20 protein-coding genes are annotated in these 20,799 nt (G+C 62.6%); 10 read left to right on the top strand and 10 right to left on the bottom strand.

What is annotated here, in order from left to right:
• Positions 1-27 precede the first annotated feature (27 nt).
• Entirely contained in the window at positions 28-1,407 is a 1,380-nt protein-coding gene (locus AO692_RS28805; RefSeq protein ID WP_054313474.1) for an aspartate aminotransferase family protein, read from the top strand.
• Positions 1,408-1,416: 9 nt separating this feature from the next.
• Positions 1,417-2,514, top strand: a complete 1,098-nt coding sequence (locus AO692_RS28800; RefSeq protein ID WP_054313473.1) for an alcohol dehydrogenase family protein — start codon at positions 1,417-1,419, stop codon at positions 2,512-2,514.
• Positions 2,515-2,583: 69 nt separating this feature from the next.
• Here AO692_RS28800 and AO692_RS28795 read toward each other — a convergent pair whose 3' ends face one another.
• The 6 genes from AO692_RS28795 to AO692_RS28770 all read right to left on the bottom strand — a co-directional run bounded on the left by AO692_RS28795 (position 2,584) and on the right by AO692_RS28770 (position 9,238).
• Positions 2,584-3,450 carry a carbohydrate ABC transporter permease gene (locus AO692_RS28795; RefSeq protein WP_054313472.1) on the bottom strand — a complete coding sequence of 289 codons (867 nt, stop codon included), beginning with the start codon at positions 3,448-3,450 and terminating at the stop codon, positions 2,584-2,586.
• A complete protein-coding gene (locus tag AO692_RS28790) occupies positions 3,447-4,343 on the bottom strand; it encodes a sugar ABC transporter permease (protein WP_054313471.1) in 897 nt (298 codons plus the stop codon). Before AO692_RS28790 ends, AO692_RS28795 begins: the two co-directional genes overlap by 4 nt.
• Positions 4,340-5,458 (bottom strand): ABC transporter ATP-binding protein, encoded by a 1,119-nt coding sequence (locus AO692_RS28785; protein WP_054313470.1) that lies wholly within the window; start codon positions 5,456-5,458, stop codon positions 4,340-4,342. Before AO692_RS28785 ends, AO692_RS28790 begins: the two co-directional genes overlap by 4 nt.
• Positions 5,459-5,607: 149 nt before the next feature.
• Complete coding sequence (locus tag AO692_RS28780) at positions 5,608-6,870, bottom strand: ABC transporter substrate-binding protein (protein ID WP_054313469.1); 1,263 nt, start codon at positions 6,868-6,870, stop codon at positions 5,608-5,610.
• Between the two features lie 44 nt (positions 6,871-6,914).
• Complete coding sequence (locus tag AO692_RS28775) at positions 6,915-7,856, bottom strand: carbohydrate kinase family protein (protein ID WP_054313584.1); 942 nt, start codon at positions 7,854-7,856, stop codon at positions 6,915-6,917.
• Positions 7,856-9,238, bottom strand: a complete 1,383-nt coding sequence (locus AO692_RS28770; RefSeq protein ID WP_054313468.1) for a glycosyl hydrolase — start codon at positions 9,236-9,238, stop codon at positions 7,856-7,858. Before AO692_RS28770 ends, AO692_RS28775 begins: the two co-directional genes overlap by 1 nt.
• Before the next feature lie 161 nt (positions 9,239-9,399).
• Between AO692_RS28770 and AO692_RS28765 the strand changes: the two genes are divergently transcribed.
• Positions 9,400-10,146, top strand: coding sequence for a GntR family transcriptional regulator (locus tag AO692_RS28765; protein ID WP_054313467.1), 747 nt, complete (start codon positions 9,400-9,402; stop codon positions 10,144-10,146).
• 18 nt (positions 10,147-10,164) lie between these two features.
• Here the strand turns inward: AO692_RS28765 and AO692_RS28760 are convergent, their stop codons facing one another.
• Complete coding sequence (locus AO692_RS28760) at positions 10,165-10,977, bottom strand: SDR family NAD(P)-dependent oxidoreductase (protein ID WP_054313466.1); 813 nt, start codon at positions 10,975-10,977, stop codon at positions 10,165-10,167.
• A gap of 11 nt (positions 10,978-10,988) precedes the next feature.
• Positions 10,989-11,831: an NAD(P)-dependent oxidoreductase gene (locus AO692_RS28755; protein WP_054313465.1), complete on the bottom strand. Its 843-nt coding sequence runs from the start codon at positions 11,829-11,831 to the stop codon at positions 10,989-10,991.
• Between the two features lie 252 nt (positions 11,832-12,083).
• On the opposite strand from AO692_RS28755, the gene AO692_RS28750 reads away from it, so the two are divergent.
• From AO692_RS28750 to AO692_RS28740, 3 genes are all read left to right on the top strand, one after another.
• A complete protein-coding gene (locus AO692_RS28750) occupies positions 12,084-12,728 on the top strand; it encodes an isochorismatase family cysteine hydrolase (protein ID WP_054313583.1) in 645 nt (214 codons plus the stop codon).
• Between the two features lie 49 nt (positions 12,729-12,777).
• The gene (locus tag AO692_RS28745; RefSeq protein ID WP_054313464.1) at positions 12,778-13,305 is read left to right on the top strand and encodes a MarR family transcriptional regulator; all 528 of its coding nucleotides are present in this window, start codon (positions 12,778-12,780) and stop codon (positions 13,303-13,305) included.
• Positions 13,306-13,417: 112 nt separating this feature from the next.
• Positions 13,418-14,617, top strand: a complete 1,200-nt coding sequence (locus AO692_RS28740) for an amidohydrolase family protein (protein WP_054313463.1) — start codon at positions 13,418-13,420, stop codon at positions 14,615-14,617.
• Between the two features lie 54 nt (positions 14,618-14,671).
• On the opposite strand, the gene AO692_RS28735 is transcribed toward AO692_RS28740, so the two are convergent.
• Both AO692_RS28735 and AO692_RS28730 read right to left on the bottom strand, forming a co-directional pair.
• The gene (locus AO692_RS28735; protein ID WP_054313462.1) at positions 14,672-15,256 is read right to left on the bottom strand and encodes an amino acid synthesis family protein; all 585 of its coding nucleotides are present in this window, start codon (positions 15,254-15,256) and stop codon (positions 14,672-14,674) included.
• A complete protein-coding gene (locus AO692_RS28730; RefSeq protein WP_054313461.1) occupies positions 15,253-15,837 on the bottom strand; it encodes an amino acid synthesis family protein in 585 nt (194 codons plus the stop codon). The genes AO692_RS28735 and AO692_RS28730 overlap by 4 nt, the downstream gene beginning before the upstream one ends.
• 239 nt (positions 15,838-16,076) lie before the next feature.
• Here AO692_RS28730 and AO692_RS28725 point away from each other — a divergent pair, with 239 nt between their 5' ends.
• The 4 genes from AO692_RS28725 to AO692_RS28710 all read left to right on the top strand — a co-directional run bounded on the left by AO692_RS28725 (position 16,077) and on the right by AO692_RS28710 (position 20,796).
• A complete protein-coding gene (locus AO692_RS28725) occupies positions 16,077-17,084 on the top strand; it encodes a BMP family ABC transporter substrate-binding protein (RefSeq protein WP_054313460.1) in 1,008 nt (335 codons plus the stop codon).
• 117 nt (positions 17,085-17,201) lie between these two features.
• Positions 17,202-18,782: an ABC transporter ATP-binding protein gene (locus AO692_RS28720; protein WP_054313459.1), complete on the top strand. Its 1,581-nt coding sequence runs from the start codon at positions 17,202-17,204 to the stop codon at positions 18,780-18,782.
• Entirely contained in the window at positions 18,779-19,819 is a 1,041-nt protein-coding gene (locus AO692_RS28715; protein ID WP_054313458.1) for an ABC transporter permease, read from the top strand. Before AO692_RS28720 ends, AO692_RS28715 begins: the two co-directional genes overlap by 4 nt.
• The gene (locus tag AO692_RS28710) at positions 19,807-20,796 is read left to right on the top strand and encodes an ABC transporter permease (RefSeq protein ID WP_054313457.1); all 990 of its coding nucleotides are present in this window, start codon (positions 19,807-19,809) and stop codon (positions 20,794-20,796) included. The genes AO692_RS28715 and AO692_RS28710 overlap by 13 nt, the downstream gene beginning before the upstream one ends.
• The last annotated feature ends 3 nt before the right edge of the window (positions 20,797-20,799 follow it).

Below are 20,799 nucleotides of genomic sequence, written 5' to 3'. Positions count from 1 at the left end.
GGCGGCTGAGACGAAAAGGAGAAAAACATGCTGCAGCAATCCAACGAACTCACCGCCTGGGATCGCGACCACTTCTTCCATCCCTCGACCCATATGGGCATGCACGCGCGCGGCGAGATGCCGAACCGCGTCATGGCCGGTGGCGAAGGCGTGACCGTGTGGGATACGACCGGCAAGAAGAGCCTGGATGCCTTTGCCGGGCTCTACTGCGTCAATGTCGGCTACGGCCGCCAGAAGATCGCCGACGCGATCGCCGAGCAGGCCAAGAGCCTTGCCTACTACCATGCCTATGTCGGGCACGGCACCGAGACCTCGATCCGGCTCTCCAAGATGATCATCGACCGCGCGCCGCAAGGCATGTCGCGCGTCTATTTCGGCCTGTCCGGTTCCGACGCCAACGAAACCAACATCAAGCTGATCTGGTACTACAACAATGTCCGCGGCAAGCCGGAGAAGAAGAAGATCATCTCGCGCTGGCGCGGCTATCACGGCTCGGGCGTGATGACCGGTTCGCTCACCGGCCTCGCCGGCTTCCACAACGCCTTCGACCTGCCGCGCGCGCCGATCCTGCACACGGAGGCGCCCTACTATTATCGCCGCGCCGACCGTTCGCAGTCCGAGGAGCAGTTCTCGCAATATTGCGCCGACCAGCTCGAAGCGCTGATCCTGGCGCAGGGACCCGAAACGATCGCTGCCTTCATCGGCGAGCCTGTGCTGGGCACCGGCGGCATCGTGCCGCCGCCCGCCGGCTACTGGCAGAAGATCCAGGCAGTGCTTGCCAAATATGACATCCTGCTGGTGGCCGACGAGGTGGTGACCGGCTTCGGGCGACTGGGCTCGATGTTCGGCTCCGACCATTACGGCATGAAACCCGATCTCATCACCATCGCCAAGGGACTGACCTCGGCCTATGCGCCGCTCTCCGGCGTCATCGTGCGCGACACGATGTGGAAGGTGCTGGTGGAGGGCTCCGACAAGCTTGGCCCGATCGGCCATGGCTGGACCTATTCGTCCCATCCGATCTGCGCCGCGGCCGGCGTCGCCAATCTGGAGCTCATCGACGAGATGGGGCTGGTGAAGAATGCCGGCGAAACCGGCGCCTATCTCAACCAGCAGCTGAGCAAGGCGCTCGGCGACCACAAGAATGTGGGCGAGGTGCGTGGCGAAGGCATGCTGGCGGCGGTGGAATTCGTCAAGGATCGTGACGGGCGCGTCTTCTTCGACGCGTCCGAAAAGATCGGCCCGCAGGTGTCAGCGGCCCTGCTGGAGCGCGGCGTCATTGCCCGTGCAATGCCACAGGGCGACATCCTTGGCTTCGCGCCGCCGCTCTGCCTGACCAGGCAGGAAGCCGACACCATCGTCGAGAAAACCGCGGATGCGGTGAAGACAGTGTTCTCCAAGATCTGAGACCCGACCATGAATGCAATTGCTAAACCTTTGCCCGACACCATGGCCGCCGTGCTGTTGACCGGCCATGGCGGGCTCGAGAAGCTCGTCTACCGCACCGATGCGCGGGTGCCGAAACCTGCCGCCGGGGAAGTGCTGGTCAAGGTGACGGCATGCGGCATGAACAACACCGACGTGTGGGTGCGCCAAGGCGCCTACGGCACGGAAGAAGATGCGGCAGCCGTTTCGACCTGGCGCCGCCAGGGCAACACACTGACCTTTCCGCGCATTCAAGGCACCGACACGGTCGGCGCGATCGTTGCCGTCGGCGAAGGCGTGTCACCCAAGCGGCTCGGCGAACGGGTGATGGTGGATTTCTCCATCTACAACCGCGACGACGATTCATTGGCCGACATCGACTATATGGGCCATGGCCGCGATGGCGGTTACGCCGAATACCAAGTGCTGCCGGCCGAAAACGCGCATATGGTGGACACCGAACTCACCGACGTCGAACTGGCGACCTTCTGCTGCGCCTACCTGACCGGCGAGCAGATGCTGGAACGAGCCGGGCTCAAAGCAGGCGAACGCGTGCTGGTCACCGGCGCTTCGGGCGGTGTCGGCTCGGGCATCGTGCAACTGGCCCGCGCGCGCGGCGCCATCCCCTATGCCGTGGTCGGCAAGGGCAAGGAGCAGGCGCTGCTCGATATCGGCGCTGAAAAGGTCATCACGCGCGGCGTCGCCGATCTACCCAAGGCGGTAGCCGAGGCAACCGATGGCCAGCCGATCGACGTGGTGGCCGACCTCGTCGGCGGACCCGCTTTCAACGACCTGCTGCGCATCCTGCGGCCGGAAGGCCGCTATACCACGGCCGGCGCGATCGCTGGGCCGGTGGTGCAGCTCGATCTCAGAACCATGTATCTGAAACAGCTTCAGCTGCATGGTTCCTCGCAGGGCACGCGTGCGGACTTCCGCCGCATTGTGCGCTACATCGAGGAGAAGAAGATCAAGCCGCTGGTCGGTGGTGTCTACCGCCTCTCGGACTTCCACAAAGCCCAGACCGATTTCATGGCCAAGGACTTCGTCGGCAAGCTCGTGGTTGTGCCTGATGCGATGTGGACTGAGTGAACCGGGGCATCGGCAACGGCATCACCTGGTCCAGGTGATGCCGACCAGGGGATAATCGGGCCGGCGCCCTCAGCCCTTGACGGCGCCGGCGGTCAACCCGGCGACGATCTTGCGCTGGAAGAACAGCACCAGGACGATCAAAGGCAAGGTGACCGTGACCGACGCGGCCATGATCGGACCGAACGGATATTCATAACGCGAGTTGCCGGCCAACAGGCCGATCGCCACAGGCACCGTGCGGCTTCCTTCAGTCAAGGTGAAGGTCAGCGCGAACAGGAACTCATTCCAGGCCAGGATGAAAGCCAGCAGGCCTGTGCTGACGAGCGCCGGTCCCATCAGCGGCAGAAGAATGCTGGTGAGGATGCGCCAGTGCGAACATCCGTCCATGATCGCCGCCTCTTCCAGCTCGCGCGGGAACTCGCGGATGAAGCTGGTGAGCACCCAGGTGGTGAATGGCAGCGTGAAGATGAGGTAGGCGAAGACCAGCGACCAGACGCGGTTGTAGAGGCCGAACCAGCGGATCAGTTCGAACATGCCCGACAGCACCACCACCTGCGGGAAGATCGAGATCATCAGCACGGTCAAAAGCAGCGAACGCCGCTCCGGGAAATTGAGGCGGCCGAGCGCATAGGCCGCAAGCGTGCCCAGCCCCAGTGACAGCGCCGTCGTCGAAATGGCGACGCAGAGCGAATTGAAGATCGAGGTGGCGAAATTGGCATCGCGGAACAGTTCCTTGTAATGCCTGAAATCCAGCGCCGGCAGCAGCACCGAATTGTAGAGCTCTGCCCCCTGCTTGGTCGACGAAACGATCGCCCAATAATAAGGAAAGAGCACATAGAACAGCACGAGTGCGGTGACACAGCCGAGCGCGACCCGGCGCACACGGCGCATGCCTCGATAGTAGGCGGCCGAGCGCCGTTTGATGCGTGTGCTCATCGCTCCGTCGCTCCCGACCTATCGAGCCGCAGCGCGCCGACGATGAAGATCGCCACAAAGGCAATCAGCAGGAAGACCATGGTCGAGGCAGCCGAACCGATGCCGAGCTCCTGGTTGTTGATCAGGCGATCACGCGCATAGATCGACATCGTCATGGCATTCACATTGGCACCGGCCAGCACGTAGGCAAGGTCGAACATGCGCAACGCATCGAGCACGCGAAACAGCACCGCGACGCCGATGGTCGGCGCAAGCAGCGGCAAGGTGATCGACCACAAACGTTTCCACCACGGAATGCCGTCGACCTCGGCGGCTTCGAAGATCTCCTCGGGCAGGATCTGCAGACCAGCGAGGATCAGCAGCACCATGAATGGAGTCGTCATCCAGACGTCGATGAAGATGACGACCCCGAGCAGCAGAGAACCGTTGGCGACCCAGGCGACGCCGTGATCCGCGAGCCCCAGCCCAACGATCGCGCGATTGACCACGCCGAACTGGTCGTTGAGCATCCATTCCCAGATCTTGGTGGAAACGACCACCGGCATCGCCCATGGCACCAGGATAGCCGCGCGCACCAATCCGCGTCCGGGGATGGCTCCATGCACCAGAAGCGCGATCGCCAGTCCGAGAACGGTCTCGATGGCAACGGAGATCGCGGTGAAGATTGCCGTGTTGCGAACGGCGCGCCACCAGACAGGGTCGCCAGCGACCTCGACGAAATTATCGAAGCCGACCAGAACGTGGTTGGCGCTGTCGTCGAGGTAGGCATCGGTGAGGGAAAAATAGAGTGTGCGGGCCAGCGGCCAGCCCGCCACCAGGATGAGGACGACGATCAGCGGCGCGACGAACAGCAGCCCCGAAAGATGCTCACGCCGTTCGAGCCTCGTCTTCACACCCGTCCTCCATTGGCTGCTGCAGAGCGTTCGTGGCTCAGCGAATGGTCGAGCCGGCGGCCATCCTTGCCGAAGAGGAAGAGATCCTCCAAGCGCCAGTCCAGGCCGACCGATGTGCCGGTCGAGATCTTGCCCAGCGCATTCGGCAGCCTGACCGACCAGGCGACATCGGGCGCGATGCGCACATAGGCGAGATGCTCGTGACCGAGGTCTTCCAGCCGTTCGAGCGTGCCGGTGACCTTGCCTTGCCCCTGCGTGGTAATCGACAAGGCCTCGGGCCGGATGCCGATCTCCGCTGGCGAACCGGGCCCCGAAAGCGTGACGTCCAGCGACAGGTTTCCCGGTCCCTGCACGCGGCACTCGGCACCGGAGCTGTTGGCTGAAACAGACATGAAATTCATGCGCGGGCTGCCGATGAAACCGGCGACAAAGCGGTTCTGCGGCGCATGATAAAGCTGTTGCGGCGTGCCGATCTGCTCGATGCAGCCCTTGTTCAAGACGACGATGCGGTCGGCCAGCGTCATCGCCTCGACCTGGTCGTGGGTGACATAGATCATCGTCGCCGCGAGATTGGCGTGCAGCTTGGCGATCTCCATGCGCATTTCCATGCGCAGGTCGGAATCGAGGTTCGACAGCGGTTCGTCGAAAAGGAACACTTCGGGCTGGCGCACCAGCGCCCGGCCGATGGCGACCCGCTGGCGCTGCCCGCCGGAGAGTTCGCGCGGACGCCGCGACAGGAGATGGTCGATCTTCAACGTCGCCGCGACTTCGGCCACCTTGGCGTCGATCTCCTGCCGCGACAGCCCGAGCGTCTCCAGCGCGAAGCCGATGTTGCGTGCGATCGTCATGTGCGGATAGAGCGCGTAGCTCTGGAAGACGAAGGCGATGCCGCGTTTGGAAGCTGGAATATCGGTCACCACCTCGTCGTCGATGACGACATCGCCGACACCGACCGGCACCAGCCCGGCGATCAGCCGCAGCAGGGTCGACTTGCCGCAACCCGACGGGCCGACAAAGACGACCAGCTCACCGTCGGCGATTTCGAGATTGACGTCGGTGATGACCGGAACGTGTCCAAACGACTTGGACACTGACCGTAGGGCAACTGATGCCATGGCATCCTCTGGCTAGAGCATGATCCCGAACCGAAGGTCAGCAAAGCAAGAAGTTGGAGACTTTCGGACAAGGTCATGCGTCAAAAAAAGAGCTGGGAAGGCAGGTGACCGGTTCCAGAGCCAAGCAGCACCGGAACCGGTCTCGAAAACTAGCGGCTTTCCTTCAGCTTCTCCAGCCGGCCGGCAAGATCGGTCAGCGTCTTGTCGGCATCGGCGCCGTCGGCCAGGATCTCGTGGACGGCGCGATAGAATGCCTGCGAGACGCGATTGTAGCTCGACCCGGTGTAACCTGACGGGCGTGCCACCGAACCGTCGAAGGCGGCCTGCGCATCGGCGAGGAACGGCAGTTTCGCCAGAACATCCTTGTCGCTGTAGAGCGACTTTTGCGTCGGATTGTAGGCGCCTTCGATGGCCCGCATCTTCTGAACCTCGGGTCCAACGAGATAGCGCAGGAGCTCGGTCGCAAGTTCCGGCTTGGCCGTATATTTCGAAATGCCGAGATACATCGGGCCAAGACACCCGCTCGACTTCTGGCCATCGGCGCCGACGGGCAGCGCCATCATGCCGACCTTGCCGGCAACCTTGGAGCCGTCGGCCTGCGAGGTTCCCCAGACATAGGGCCAGTTGCGATGGAAGACCGCATTGCCTGCCTCGAACACCGCGCGCGAGGTCTCCTCGTCATAGCCGAGCACGCCTTCCGGGCTGATCGTCTTGACCCAGTCCTTGGCGCGCGTCAGCGCCTTGGCGGCTGCCGGATTGTTGATCGAAACCTTGCCATCCGGCTCGATGATGGTGCCGCCACCGCCGGAAGCGATCCATTCGATGGCGTCGCAGGTCAGGCCTTCATAGCTCTTGCCCTGCCAGGTGAAACCCCAGAGATCCGGACTGCCGGCGGCGCGTTCCTTCTCCTGGATGAACTTGGCCGTTTCGGTCAGCTCATCCCAGGTCTTCGGCGGCTGTTTGCCGTATTTCTCGAGCAGATCCTTGCGGTAGTACATCAGCCCGGTATCCATGTACCAGGGAAGCGCCACCAGCCGGCCGTCCTGTGTGGTGGCGGCATCGATGGTCGACTGGAAATGCTGCGCCACTTCCTCGGCCGGAACCAGCGGCTTGAGGTCCAGCATGTTGCGCTGGAGCATGCCGATCCAGATCACATCGATGAACAGCACGTCGGCATCGGTGGACTGGGCCGCCAGAAGCTGCTGGTAGATCGGGATGGCATCATCCAGAAGCGCCGGCATCTTGGTGATCTTGACGTCATTGCCGGTCTTTTCCTTAAAGCCGGCAGCCGCCTTGGCGCAAAGCTCATATTCGCTGGCACCGCAGAACATGGAGACGCTGTCCGCCCAGGCGGGCACCGCCGTTGCGGAAAAAAGCATGGCCGCGCCGAGCGCGATGGATCTCATCATCATTGTCTTTGTTCCCTCTGTTGCTTCGGATGATGTCGGTGAAATGGCTATCGCGCGTGTTTCTCCTTCCCGTCTTGAGAGACATGCGCGAGCAGATCGGCTTCGCGCGGCAAGGCGCGACCGCCATAGTCGGTGGTGGACAGCGAACCGCAGACAACGGCGTAGCGGAGCGCCTCCTCGAACGGCGCGCCACGCAGCACGCCATAGATCAGGCCGGCATTGAAAGAATCGCCGGCCCCGGTGGTGTCGACGACCTCGACCTTCGGAGCGGGCACCGCGTGGCGGCGCCCGTCATGGATTGCGATGGCGCCGTTCGCACCACACTTGATCACCACGGTGCGAACGTAGCGCGCCAGGATTTCAAGTGCGGCCTCGGCATCCGCTGTTCCCGTAAACTGGACTGCTTCCGTCTCGTTGGGCACGAACATGTCCAGCGCCTGCAGGACATCGACAACACCTTCGGCTTCGATGCCGAAATCGAGGTGCTGGCATTCGCCGCAGACGAGCACGCCGGCCCGGCGCGCGCCGTTGATGAGGGCAAGCCGTTCGGGGCTCCTGGCAAAACCTTGCAGCATCAGCACAAGCGGCTGCACTGCTTCAACGTCCTCAACCGTCGGATCGCTATCATGCTCATCGACATAGCTGATGAAGCCGCGGTCATGCTGAAAGGAGAAAGCGGCGCTGACCCGGCGCAAGGGACCGTCATGCCTCTGGAACAGTCCTTCGTCGATGCCTTCGCGCCGTACCTCGTCCAGCACCATGCGGCTGAAGATGTCGGTGCCGAAACCGCACCACCAGCCGGCCTTCAACCCGAGCCGCGTCAGTGCCAGCGCCGTCGTGTAGCTGGCGCCCGGCAGGTCGTCGAAGCTCTTCGCCCAGATGTCCGTTCCCAGGCTTGGCAGTGTGGGCAGATCGGTGAAGATCAGGTCGTAGTAATATTCCCCCACAACCATGACGTCATAACGATTGGCCGGCGCGGGTCCACTCATCAGCGCCACTCGCCGACATAGGCGGCATGCGCCTTGAGATATTCATCCACCAGGGGCTCGGCACGCGAATAGGACAGCACAAGCGGATGCGCCACCAGCGCCTCCACCGCGACATCGCGGCGCCGTTCACGGATGGCCGCAACCGCCAGCCGTTCGTAATGCTTGACGTTCTGGACAAGCTGGGACTGCGCTTCAGGCATCGCACCGATCTTGGTCGGGCGCACGCCTTCCTTATCGATGACGCAGCTGACCTCCACGACGTCGTCCGCGCGCAGGCCGTCGATGGCATCGCCGTTTCGGATGTTGAGTCCACTGTAGCAAGGCACGCCGGTCTGCAAGGCGTCGACGAGATTGAGCGCGACGCCTGCATAACCCTCGCCTTCATGGCCGGTCGTCTCCTCCGGCATGCCGGTGGTCTGATCGGCTTCCTCCATGCTCGGCGCGTCGCCGCGGGCATAGTGCATGTAGGTTGCGTTGCGGCGCTGCTCATAGGCGAAATAGGCGGACAAGGCCTTGTCGGCGTTCTGTGTGACGCCGATCTCCTTCAGCCGGGCCATAAGGGAGCGGTTGAGGTCGCGTACTTCCTCGCCGCGGGTCCGCTTGTCGTTCTGCACGGCGTCGACCGCCTTCTCCGCATAATAATAGTAATAGAGATATTCGTTGATCCACAGGCGATGCCGGCGCACGACCGATGGCGCGAACATGCGCTGCGAGGTCGAGGCCAGGAAGGCGTCGTCGTCGAGCAGATCCTGCAGGACTTCCTTGCCGTTCACATAGGCCGCCCGCGTGAACGACAGATGGTTCAGGCCAAAGACCTCGGTACGGACATCGTTCTGCGGCACCCGGAAGCGGGATGCGATTGCGTCCTGCGCGCCGTTGGCGCCGTCGCAGATGCCGATGACGCGATCGAAACCGGCATCCTGCAGCGCCTGCGTGACGAGGCCAGCCGGATTGGTGAAGTTGAACAGCCAGGCATTGGGACTGACCCTGCGCAATTGCCTGGCATAATCGAGGATGACGGGAATGCTGCGCAGCGCCATAGCGAAGCCGCCGGGGCCGGTCGTCTCCTGTCCGAGCACGCCGTGGGCGAGCGCGATCCGTTCGTCCTTGATCCGGCCTTCCTCGTCGCCGGGACGGACGGTGGTGACGACATAGGACGCACCGTCGAGTGCCCGCTCGGCGTCCGAAGCTGTCGATATGCGCACCCGTGATTGCATGCGCACGGCGAGCTCCGAACTCAGCGCGCCGAAGGTTTCCAGCTTGTCGGAATTGATGTCGTGCAGACAGATTTCCGTCAGCCCGCTTTTCTGGGCACGCCGCAAAGCCGACCCCACGAACAATGGCGCGCGAACGCCTCCGCCACCGATCAAAGTCAGCTTCATCTGTTCCTCATGCAATGCCGTGACAAGGTCATTAGAACTGGATATAACCAGTGATGTCAACGAACATTTGTTGCTTGGATGCAGTTCCGCGTGTCAGAAGATTTTCCGATGCCATCGACCAGTTTTCGCGGTACAGGCATCCGCCCAACCGGAGATCATCGTTGAAGGACGCTCGTCCCACCCAGCCGCTCGACCGCAACGATCCGGCGCCGCTTTACATGCAGGTTCGGCGGCACATCCTGAACCTGATCGAGAACGGACGGCAGCCGCTCAATTCGAAACTGTCCTCGGAACGCGAGCTGGTCGAACTGCTCGGCGTCAGCCGGATCACCGTGCGCCAGGCGCTGAAGGACCTCGAGCATGACGGCTATGTCGCCAGCCATCCCGGCAAGGGCTTCTACGTCACCGGCGGCAAGGCCAAGCCTTTCGAACTCGATCTCCTGAAGAGCTTCACATCGACGGCGATCACCACGAACCGCAAGCCAGGCAGTCGCCTGATCGAAGGTTGGGTCGGCAAGGCCAACCGTGAAATCACCCGGCCGCTGTTCCTGCCGGACGGCGCCGATGTCGTTTATCTCAGACGCCTGCGTTTCCTGGACGATGTGCCGGTGACGGTGCAGGAAGACTGGCTGTCGCCAGCCCTCGCCCCCGGCCTGCTCGATCTCGACTGGTCGAGCGGCAACCGCTCGCTCTATGGCGAGCTGCGCGAGCGTTATTCGGTCGTGCCGGTGCGCGGGGAGACGATCGTCAGCGCGCGACTTTTGACCAGTGAAGAGGTGGCACTGCTGCAGGTCGACGCGCCCGCGGCCGCCCTGGTCATCGACCAGATCGCCTATGACAACGACAACCGGCCGGTCAATCTCTCGGTCTCGGTGACGCTGCATCCGCAGGTGCTGTCGCAGGCTTGAGGCGATCTTGCCCCAACATCACCTGCGACGGCGATCCGGGAACGCGGCCGCTTCCGGTGCATTGGCCCAGCTCTGCAGGGTCTGGCCACCATCGATCAGCCAGTCCACTCCGGTGATGTGGCGCGCCTCGTCGGCGGCAAGGAACGCGACAGCGGCGGCAACATCTTCCGGCTGTCCGATGCGGCGCAGCGGAATGCGGTCGGCGAAACGCTGGATGCCCGAAAGATAACCGGCCCGATCGGCTGCGGGCACGCCCAGCGTCGTCTCGATGACCCCGGGGCAGATCGCATTGACCCGGATGCCATAGGGCGCGGCGTCGAGGGCTGCGACGCGCGTCAGACCGACCACGCCATGTTTGGTTGATGCATAGCCAGCGCCTCCGGAAAGAACGTCCCAACCCGCCATGGAAGACCCCATGTTGACGATCGCGCCTTCGATACCTGCCGAAATCATCGCGCGGAGCGAAGCCTGAAGCACGATGAACATGCTGCGCAGATTGATGCGCACGATGGCATCCCAATCCTCGATCGGCAGTTCGTGGACGGGAGCGACCTTGCCAGAGATACCGGCATTGTTGAACACGACGTCGAGACGGCCAAAAACCTTCGCGGTTTTCGCAACCGCTTCACCGGCTGCAGTCTCGTCCGAAACGTCGGCGGCGATCGCGATCGCCTTGTCTCCAATGGTAGTCGCTATCGCCTGTGCCCGCTGTTCATCGATGTCGACGATCGCCACGCGGGCGCCTTCCTTTGCGAAACGCAGCGCCGTTGCGCTGCCGATCGCGCCACCCCCGCCTGTCACCAACGCGACCTTGCCTTCGAACCGCTGCATCGTGATCTCCTTCAATTCTCGTAGTCGCGCCAGGAATGGCGTGGCGTGAACCCCAGTGTGGTGCGGGCATGCCCGTTGTCGATGACGGAGGTGAAGCCCGGCAGAGCCGGTGAAACCGGCGTGGTGGGGAATGCCCTGGCGACAAGTGTTTCGGTCGGCTCTTCCGAATATGTGTCGGCGGCGCTCAGGAACGTGCGCAAATGCCCGTCTCCCTTCCAGCCCAAAGCCTTCACAAAGGCATCGGCGGCGTCACGCGCGTCGAGATAACTCCACAAATCCCTCGCAGACTCCTGGAGGCGACGGCGCGGCACGACGGTTTCGTAGAAAGCCTGCGGCGTCTGGATCCACGGCATGCGCAGGCTGACCGCTGAAAACGCACCACGTCGCACAGCCGCCTCGACAATCTCCTCGCCCAGCCATTTCGACAGGCCATAGGCATCCTGCGCCCCGATCGGATGGTTTTCGTCGATCGGAAGATAGGCCGGGGCCGGAAGGATATCGGCGAACGGATATCCCAGGACACTGAAGGAGGAAGCGTAGATGAAGCGCTTCGCCCCGTTCAACGCCGCCGCCTCAGTGACGTTATAGGCCAAGGCCATGTTGGTTGCGAAAACTTCGGAAGGCGCCTTTCCCGTCGGACGCGGAATGGCGGCGATATGCGCGACGGCATCGCATTCCCGGATCAGTTGCAGCGCGATGCCGAGATCGGTCAGATCGGCGCCGACATGGACCCAGCCATGATCGGTCTTTGGCGCCGTCGCATCGATGCCAAGAACCTCATGGCCGGCCGCAATGAAGGCAGCCGCCACGTGATGGCCAAGGAGCCCGCTGGATCCGGTAACGATGATCTTCATGCGATGGCCCTCCTCAACGCGTCATGGAACTGCACAAATATCATTGATGGTCAAACAATCGGAGACCTCAATCCGAACGCGTTGTCAATGCCCTTTGCGCAACTCCTGTAAAGCTTCAAAATCCGGCAAACATCAGGCTGCGCTGCACTGATCCCGGCTTGCACCAGAATTAAAGACGCAAGGATTGACTTGGAAAGCGTAGCGGTTTTTTGTATGACCACCAACAATCGGCAGCGCCGGGGAGGATTGGGCATGGCATTGGATAGTTTCTCGTCGCATCGGCAAGAAGGTGGAGTGACGCTCGATCCGGGCCGGGCCGCAGTCGTTGTTGTCGACATGGTCAATGACTTCTGTAAACCGGGCGGGGCCATGGTGCTGCCCGGCAGCGAAACCCTGTTTGCACCGCAGTTGCGTCTTATTGAAACGGCCCGCGCGATCGGCATGCCGGTAATCTGGGTGCATGACGCACATCGCCCCGGCCTGCGCCGGGATCGCGAATTTCTCAAGCGTTCGCCGCACTGTATCGAAGGCACCTGGGGGGTCGAAATCGTCGATGAACTCGGCGCCCGGCCAAATGAGATCCACCTCATAAAGCGCCGTTTCTCGGCCTTCTTCCAGACGGATCTCGACCTGACGCTCAAGGACATGCTGGTCGACCAGCTGATCGTCTTCGGCGTCGTCACTAATATCTGCGTACGCTCTACCGTGCATGATGCGTTTTTCAACGGCTATCAGGTCGTCGTGCCGGCCGACTGCTGTGCCGCGACCGGGCCGCGCGAGCAGGAAAGCACGCTTTATGACATTTCGACTCACTTCGGAGTCGTCAGCGACTCCGAAGCTGTCGTTCGGGCGCTCACCGAAGGCGCTTTCGTGGAAAACGCGACCATCGCGGCCTGACACTGGCAATTGCCGGCGTCGGGCGTCCAGCAAAAAGGTAAGGCAGTTCGTGACGATCCTCGACAACAACGCCGAAAAATCCAGTCCATCCAAAGGCGACAAGATCAGTCGGGAAGAGGCAGTTATACGCTACGCCGAGACCGGTTATGATCTCGACGCGCATCCTGCTCATGTGGTGCGTCGGGCGCACCAGCGTGCAACACTCTGTTTCCAGCAGATCATGGCGGGCGAAGACCTGTCGCCGACGCAGTTCGCTGCCCTGGCCACCATTCTCAAGCACGGCGAAGTTTCGCAGAACCAGCTCGGCCGCATGACGGCAATAGATCCGTCAACGATAAGCCTCGTGGTTCGCAAGCTGCTCAAGCAGGGGCTGATCAGGCGCAGCCCCTCCAAGACGGATCAGCGCCTGGCGATCATCACGCTCACCGATGAAGGGACCCGCTATACACTCGAACGGCTGGAGCGAAGCGTCGAAGTCGGGAGGCGCCTGCTCGCCCCCCTTTCGGCTCCCGAACAGATCACGCTTCTGAGGCTGCTGCTGCGCATCAGCGAGGACGAAAGCCCCGAAGGCAAATGATCCTCTGACCTGACGCCGACCATTCAATTCCGCAGCAATGAGCCGCCGGCTCCGACGGCGGATGCCGCTGCTCGCGCCCGCAACAAGAAACAAGCAGACAGGAGGCCCTTTCATGGCGCATGACCCGCAAAGCAACGCCACTCAAAGCGGCAGAACACTCATCCGCAACATCGGCCTCATGCTCAGTGGTGATATCGGGCAACCGGTGCTGAGCGCAAACGCAATTCTTGTCGAAGACGGATTGATAGCCGGCATCGGGACGGCCGAGGAACTTGGTGCCGGCGTCAATGCGACCGTCATCGACGCGAATGGCTGCGTCGTCACGCCCGGCCTGATCGACAATCACGTCCATCCGGCGGCGGGCGACTGGACCCCGCGCCAGAACCAGATCGGATGGATCGATTCGACCCTGCATGGCGGCGTCACCACGATCATATCCGCCGGCGAGGCCCACTATCCCGGCCGGCCGAAGGACATCGTGGGCGTGAAGGCACTGGGTATCGCCTCGCAGCGCGCATTTGCGAATTTCAGGCCAGGCGGCATGAAGATCATCGCCGGCGCGCCCGTGCTCGAGCCGGGCATGACGGAAGCTGATTTCAGGGAGCTGGCCGACGCCGGCGTGACATTGATCGGCGAGGTCGGGCTCGGCGGCGTGAAGGATGGCCCCACCGGCCGCCAGATGATTGCCTGGGCACGCAAATACGGCATGACCTCGATGACCCACACCGGCGGCCCCTCCATCCCCGGTTCCGGCCGTATCGGCGCCGACGTCGTCATTGAAGTGGATGCCGACGTGATCGCTCACGTCAACGGGGGGCCGACCGCATTGCCGGACGACGAGATCCGTCGCATCTGCGAGGAGAGCCCGCGCGCCCTGGAAATCGTGCACAACGGCAATTTGCGTACCGGCCTGTTCGTCCTCGACATCGCCAGGAAACGCGATGAGCTTGGCCGTGTCGTCCTCGGCACCGACGGACCGGCCGGTTCGGGGGTACAGCCGCTCGGCATCCTGCGCACCATCTGCCATCTTGCTTCGCTGGGCGATGTGCCGACCGAAACGGCGTTCTGCTTCGCGACCGGCAACACGGCGCGGGTGCGCAATCTTCGTGACCGTGGCCTGATAGAGATCGGTCGAGCCGCCGATCTCGTCTTCATGGATCAGGCCGCTGGCGGCATCGGCGACGGGTTCCTGGAAAGCCTGGCGCTCGGCAATCTGCCCGGCATCGGGATGATCATGATCGATGGCGAGGTGCGTACGGCGCGCAGCCGCAACACGCCGCCTGCGATGCGAGTACCGGAGGTGATCGCGTAAATCGCGTTCCAAAAAAGAAGAAAGGCGGCTCGCAGGCCGCCTTTTTAGTTCGTATCAGTTCACGCCGTCTTTGCCGACGATCTTGTCTTTGGCCAGTCCGCCGACGCGCGGCAAAGGTCGGCCGGAATCGGTAACGGCAATGGCCACGACGATTTCATCGTCTCGTGGCGCATCCGGCACCCGCACTTCCATGCCGTCGAAATGGCTGCGCACCTTGGCCGCGTCCTTGTGACCCAGCGGGATGTCGAGCGGCATGCCCATGCCGCCGCGCTTCTTGGATGACGGAATGAGGGCGGCGCCCTTGCCAAGTACTTGCCGAAAGGGCGCGCCGAGCTTCGGATGCAGGATCGCCGCCGCATGTTCCAGCTCGCCCTCTGCCCCAACGGCTGCGGCCTTGCCAAAACTTTCGATCTCATCGCCGGCAATGCCCAACGCGGCCACTGCCCGGCGCGGCAAAATGTCTCCCAGCGCCTCACCAACGGCGATCAATTCGGAGAGATCGTCGACATACCGACCGGCGTAAGGATTGTGGATGACGGCGATGGCGGCAGCGCGCCTTGTCGGAGGATCGACCGGTCTGGCGCCCTCGGTGCGGACCTCCTCCACAACCGTGATGATCCGGCGGATTCGGGCGCTCATCGCAGGCCGTCCTCGCCCTTGATATCTTGTGCCTGCAGGCCGCCGGCGCGCGCGTGCACGCGGGCTCCGGTGGTCATGGCGAGCACCAGAACCATCTCATTGTTTCGCGGAGCGTCGCTGATGCCAGCCTCGATGGCGTCGAAATGGCTGCGCACATAGGATGCGTTGATGTGGGTGATCGGGATGTCGATGCGAGCACCGGGCCCACCAACCTTTTTGCTGGAGGGAACAATCGCCTTCGCTCCGCCAAGCAATTCGCGCATCGCGTAGCCGCCGGGGTTGTGCCAGAGCGCACCATGCTCGAGTTCGCCGCCACCGCCAACGACGGCACCCTTGCCATAGCCTTCCACTGCCGAGGCATCGCCACCGAGTGCGTCGACAAGCTTCCGCGCCATCTCCAGCCCCAGGGGCTTCAGATCTTCCATGAAAGGCTGGATGTCCTCGACATAGCGGCCCGCATAAGGATTCGCGATCACCGCAAGCACAACGCCCCGCTTTACCGGATCGCGACGCGCCGGCCCTCCCTCGTGAAATATCTCCTCGACCTGTACGACCATTTTCCTGACGACCACATCTGGCATCGCTGTCCCGATCTCCCGGCTGAAACTTGTTAGAGTATCAACAATTATTGTTCCGCGATCTTTGTCAACCCACGTGACAGAAAGCACCCCGTCTCCGAAGCATGGCAACGATTTCGAGCGCATTCTCGCTGATTGACAGTTCGTCTGACCGCCCATAAAGTCATATGACCACCAACAAGTTTTGGATATCGAAAACCGAACCCGAATCTTTGAAGGCGGGAGCTTTAATGGGGAGTGAGATGAAAAGCGTATTCCAAAAGTGCCTGATCGCCGGTGTGGCCCTGGCGACCTCGCTCGGCTCGGCCGCCGCCGCCAACGGCAAAGTGTCCGTCGCGGCGATCTCCGGATATTTCGCGCAAGGCTTCGGCGTTTCGATCGTCAACGGTCTCAACAAGGCCAAGGACGAGTTCGGTGTCGACCTCAAACTCGTCGACACCGGCAACCGCGCGCTCGACTATGAGGAGCAGTTCGCCAATCTGGCAAAGGGCGGCCAGTACGATCTGATCTTCGTGATGGGCTGGGAGCTGGTCGACGCGCTTCAGAAGGCCAGTGCCGCCTATCCGGACCAGCGCTTTGTCTTCATCGACGGCGTGCTCGACAGCGACAAGATGATCTATGCCAACTTCGCCGAGGAACAGGGTTCCTTCATCGCAGGCGCGCTTGCAGGCATGATCGAGAACAAGGGCAGCGCCTTCGACAAGATTGGCGATGGCAAGTCCATCGGCTTTGTCGGCGGCCGCGACATCCCGGTCATCCGCAACTTCCTCGGCGGCTATGAGCAGGGCTCGAAATATGCCGCGCCCGACGTGAAGGTGAACTCCGTCTTCGCCGGCACATTCGACGACCCGGCCAAGGGCAGCGAACTGGCGCAGGCGCTCTACGGGCAAGGCACCGACATCGTCTACAACGTCGCCGGCCCGACAGGCGAAGGTGTGATGCAGGCAAGTGCTGCCGTCGACAAATATTCCATCGGCGTTGACGTCGACATGTGCGCCTCGGCGCCGGGCAATGTCCTTGCCTCCATGCTCAAGCGCGGCGATATCGCCGTCTACAGCCTGATCAAGGATGAGGTCGAAGGCCGCAAGGTCACGGCAGGCACCCGTACGTTCGATCTCGCTTCCGGTGGCGTCGAGGTGAAGATCTGCGACGATATCGCACCGTCGATCCCAGCCGACGTGACCGCCAAGCTCGACGAGATCAAGAAGGGCATCGCCGACGGTTCGATCAAGGTCGAGCGCCACAAATAAATGCGCCCTGTTTCCGGAGCCCGGATTGCCGGTCTCCGGAGCGATCTTTTCCCGAAAATCAGGTAGAAATCGATCAGCCCCATCCTGGGGCTGATCGGCGCAACTTGCGAGGCTCTCGTGTCGGACACGTCGCCAGCCAAAACACAAGAAACGACATCATCGGCCGAAAACGCCGTTGAATTGATCGACGTCACCAAGCGCTTCGGTGCTTTCGTCGCCAATGAAGCTGTCAATCTCCGCGTCAAGCGCGGCGAGATCCATGCCATCATCGGTGAAAACGGCGCTGGCAAGACGACGCTGATGAACATCCTGTTCGGACTGCTGCAACCCGACGAAGGCAGGATCGTGCTCAACGGCAAGGAGACCGTCGTCACCGATCCCGCCACCGCTATCGATGCCGGCCTCGGCATGGTCCATCAGCATTTCAAGCTGGTGCCCTCGCTGTCGGTCGCCGACAACGTCTTCCTTGGCATGGAGATCCGCCGCAACGGCCTGATCGACCACGCAGCCCAGGTCGAGAAGACACGCGAGCTGTCCGAGCGCTTCGGGCTCAAGGTCGAACCGCAGGAGCGGGTGTCGCTGCTGTCGGTCGGCATCGAACAGCGCATCGAAATCCTGAAGGTCCTGGCGCGCGGTGCACGCACGATCATCCTCGACGAACCTACGGCCGTCCTTACCCCACAGGAGAGCCGCGAGCTGTTTCAGACGCTGCGCGGTTTCGTCGCCGACGGCATGACCGTCATCTTCATCTCGCACCACCTCGAAGAGGTGATGGAGGTCTCCGATACGGTCACGGTCCTGCGTCACGGCAAGCACGTGGCCACGCGTCCGACAGCCGAACTTAGCAAGGACGACCTGGTGCGGATGATGGTCGGGCGCGACGTCTCCTTCGACCGACGCCAGCGCACCAAGACCTCCCGCGAGGTCGTGCTCGACGTCAACAACCTGTGGGCACGCGACGAGCGCCGTTTGCCGGCGCTGCGTGACGCAAGTTTTACAGTACGGGCCGGCGAGATCGTCGGCATCGCTGGCGTTGCCGGCAATGGCCAGACGGAGCTCGCAGAAGTGCTCGCCGGCTTACGGCCGGCAAGTCATGGATCAGCCATGCTGAAAGGGCGCGATCTGACGGCATTGACGCCGGCTGCCATTCGCCAGGCCGGTCTCGCTCACGTTCCGGGCGACCGCATGGTGCGCGGGGTCGACGGCAGCGCTTCGATCTCGTCGAACCTTTTGATGGGCCGCCAGTTCAAAGCTCCATGGAGCCGCAACGGTGTCCTCGACTGGAAGGGGGTTGCGAAACAGGCCGTCGAGATGATCAAGCGCTTCGATATCCGGGCGCGTGGTCCCGAGGATACGGTCAAGCGGCTGTCGGGCGGAAATATCCAGAAAGTGGTGCTCGCCCGCGAATTCACCAATGACGCAGACTTCCTTCTCATCGATCAACCGACGCGCGGAGTCGACATCGGCGCGCAGGAATCCATCCATGACGAGATCATGCGCCAGCGTGCCGCCGGCCGCGCCGTGCTCGTCATTTCGGTGCAACTCGACGAGCTGCTCACCCTGGCCGATCGCATCCTGGTGATGTTCAACGGCCGGATCATGGGCGAGGTCGAGGGCGATAGCGCCGACAGCGAAAGGATCGGCATGATGATGGCAGGCTTGAACGCCAACTCTGCAGCAAGCGAGGTGGCGGCATGAGTGACAGGTTGCGTGCATTCTATGGGCAGATCATCGCCCTCGCGATCGCCCTTGCCCTGGGTGCCCTGATCATCGTGCTGATCGACGAAAGCCCCATCAATGTCTTCATGACACTGGTCAGGGGCGCGTTCGGTGACCAGTCCAAGATCGCAGGTACGCTGCTGCAGACGACGCCGATCCTTATCTGCGGCATCGCTGCCTGCATCGGCCTGCGCGGCGGCATGTTCAATGTCGGCATCGAGGGTCAGCTCTTCCTCGGCGGCTTCGCCGCCGCCTGGGTCGGCTTTGCCTTGCCGCTGCCGGCCGGCCTGCATGTCGTGGTCGGCATGGTGGCTGCCGTGCTTGCCGGTGCCGCCTGGGTAGCCATCCCGGCCTATTTCCGCGCCCGTTACAACACCAACGAGGTGGTTTCGACGATCCTGTCGAACTATGTCGCGGTGCTGCTCACCTCCTACTTCACGATCTTCCTGTTCAAACGGCCGGGAGGCTGGTCCGAGACACCGCCAATCCTGCCGACGGCATACCTGCCGGAGCTGTTTTCCTTCTCCCGCCTCAACTGGGGGCTGGTCATTGGTCTCGCGCTGGCGCTCTTCGTCGCCTGGTTCTTCCGTCAGACGGCCAAGGGCTACTCCATCTCGATGGTCGGCTCGGCGCCGAAATTCGCCGAATATGGCGGCATCGACGTCAAGCGCCAGGGCTTCCTCGTGCTGCTCGCTTCAGGGGCCGTTGGCGGCCTCGCCGGCGGCGTGGAGACACTCGGCGTCCATCACCGCTTCATGGAAGGTTTCGCACCCGGCTTCGGCTTCGACGGGCTGATCGCGGCCCTGCTCGCCAACGGTTCTCCGATCGTCACCATCTTCACGGCACTGTTTTTCGGCGCGCTGCGCAACGGCTCGCTGTTGCTCGAGACCGACACCAGCGCATCGCGCGAGATCATCACCGTGATCCAGGCGTTGATCATCCTCAGCGTTTCGGCGCAGGTCCTGATGAAGCGCCGCGGCGACAGCACCGCAGGAGAGCGTCGATGGAAGTTCTAGACAAGCTCCTCAACGTCGCCCTGCTGGTAGCGACGCTGCGCACGACCGCGCCGATCCTGCTCGTCGCATTGGGTGGCTCCTTCACAACCAAGGCCGGCATTTTCAACATCGGCCTCGAAGGCCAGATGCTGGTGGGCGCCTTCTTTGCCGTGCTCGGGTCGATCTGGTCCGGGTCGGCGCTGATCGGCGTTGCCTGCGGGATCGCCGCCGCACTCGTCTTCGCCCTCGCCTTCGCGGTGCTGGTGGTCTCCTTCCGTGCCAATGAGGTGGTGGTCGGCCTGGCGCTCAACATCCTCGCCGGCGGCATGACGATCTCGCTGATGAAGGCGATCTTCGGCACCCGCGGTTCGATCGTCGGCCAAAAGATCGTGGGGCTCCCAAAGGTTCAGATCCCTGGCGCCCGTGACCTGCTTGGTTCCTGGGCGCCGCTCATCTCGGGCTACACGCCCATGGTCTATGTCGCCTTCATCGCCGTTCCGCTTCTGGTGCTGTTCTACAAGCGCACCAGGCTCGGCCTCTATATTCGCGTCGTCGGCGAAAAGCCGGAGGCTGCCGAGGCACTCGGCATCTCGATCACCCGTGTTCGCTATACGGCTTCGCTGTTGTGCGGCCTGCTCGCCGGCCTTGCCGGCGCGCATCTGTCGCTCGGCTACATCACCATGTTCACCGAGAACATGTCGTCCGGCCGTGGCTTCATGGCCGTCGCCATCCTGATCTTCTCGGCTGGCGATCCGCTCAAGGTGCTGGCGGGTTGCTTGTTGTTCGGCTTTGCCGACGCGTTTTCATTGCGTCTGCAGACCTTCGGCTTCCCGTCCTACCTCATCCTGGCGGTGCCCTATCTGGTCGCGCTGGTGGCGCTGTTTGCGCTGTCCTATCGCAGCCGACCCAGGATCATCCGTGAAACCTTGGAGAGCATGAAAAAGATGCTCTCCGTCGAGACCAAGCCGGCCGAAACCGGCAGCAACCACCCGCGCTGAAGG

This window comes from Mesorhizobium sp. 1M-11, assembly GCF_001303895.1.
Taxonomy (GTDB): domain Bacteria; phylum Pseudomonadota; class Alphaproteobacteria; order Rhizobiales; family Rhizobiaceae; genus Mesorhizobium.
Note: the sequence above shows the minus strand (reverse complement) of the source record. Positions and strands in the feature narration are given on the sequence as shown.

Coding starts and splice junctions, on each gene's coding strand:
- AO692_RS28805 (WP_054313474.1), top strand. CDS start 28: ATGCTGCAGCAATCCAACGAACTCACCGCCTGGGATCGCGACCACTTC.
- AO692_RS28800 (WP_054313473.1), top strand. CDS start 1,417: ATGAATGCAATTGCTAAACCTTTGCCCGACACCATGGCCGCCGTGCTG.
- AO692_RS28795 (WP_054313472.1), bottom strand. CDS start 3,450: ATGAGCACACGCATCAAACGGCGCTCGGCCGCCTACTATCGAGGCATG.
- AO692_RS28785 (WP_054313470.1), bottom strand. CDS start 5,458: ATGGCATCAGTTGCCCTACGGTCAGTGTCCAAGTCGTTTGGACACGTT.
- AO692_RS28780 (WP_054313469.1), bottom strand. CDS start 6,870: ATGATGATGAGATCCATCGCGCTCGGCGCGGCCATGCTTTTTTCCGCA.
- AO692_RS28775 (WP_054313584.1), bottom strand. CDS start 7,856: ATGAGTGGACCCGCGCCGGCCAATCGTTATGACGTCATGGTTGTGGGG.
- AO692_RS28770 (WP_054313468.1), bottom strand. CDS start 9,238: ATGAAGCTGACTTTGATCGGTGGCGGAGGCGTTCGCGCGCCATTGTTC.
- AO692_RS28760 (WP_054313466.1), bottom strand. CDS start 10,977: ATGCAGCGGTTCGAAGGCAAGGTCGCGTTGGTGACAGGCGGGGGTGGC.
- AO692_RS28755 (WP_054313465.1), bottom strand. CDS start 11,831: ATGAAGATCATCGTTACCGGATCCAGCGGGCTCCTTGGCCATCACGTG.
- AO692_RS28750 (WP_054313583.1), top strand. CDS start 12,084: ATGGCATTGGATAGTTTCTCGTCGCATCGGCAAGAAGGTGGAGTGACG.
- AO692_RS28740 (WP_054313463.1), top strand. CDS start 13,418: ATGGCGCATGACCCGCAAAGCAACGCCACTCAAAGCGGCAGAACACTC.
- AO692_RS28735 (WP_054313462.1), bottom strand. CDS start 15,256: ATGAGCGCCCGAATCCGCCGGATCATCACGGTTGTGGAGGAGGTCCGC.
- AO692_RS28730 (WP_054313461.1), bottom strand. CDS start 15,837: ATGCCAGATGTGGTCGTCAGGAAAATGGTCGTACAGGTCGAGGAGATA.
- AO692_RS28725 (WP_054313460.1), top strand. CDS start 16,077: ATGAAAAGCGTATTCCAAAAGTGCCTGATCGCCGGTGTGGCCCTGGCG.
- AO692_RS28715 (WP_054313458.1), top strand. CDS start 18,779: ATGAGTGACAGGTTGCGTGCATTCTATGGGCAGATCATCGCCCTCGCG.
- AO692_RS28710 (WP_054313457.1), top strand. CDS start 19,807: ATGGAAGTTCTAGACAAGCTCCTCAACGTCGCCCTGCTGGTAGCGACG.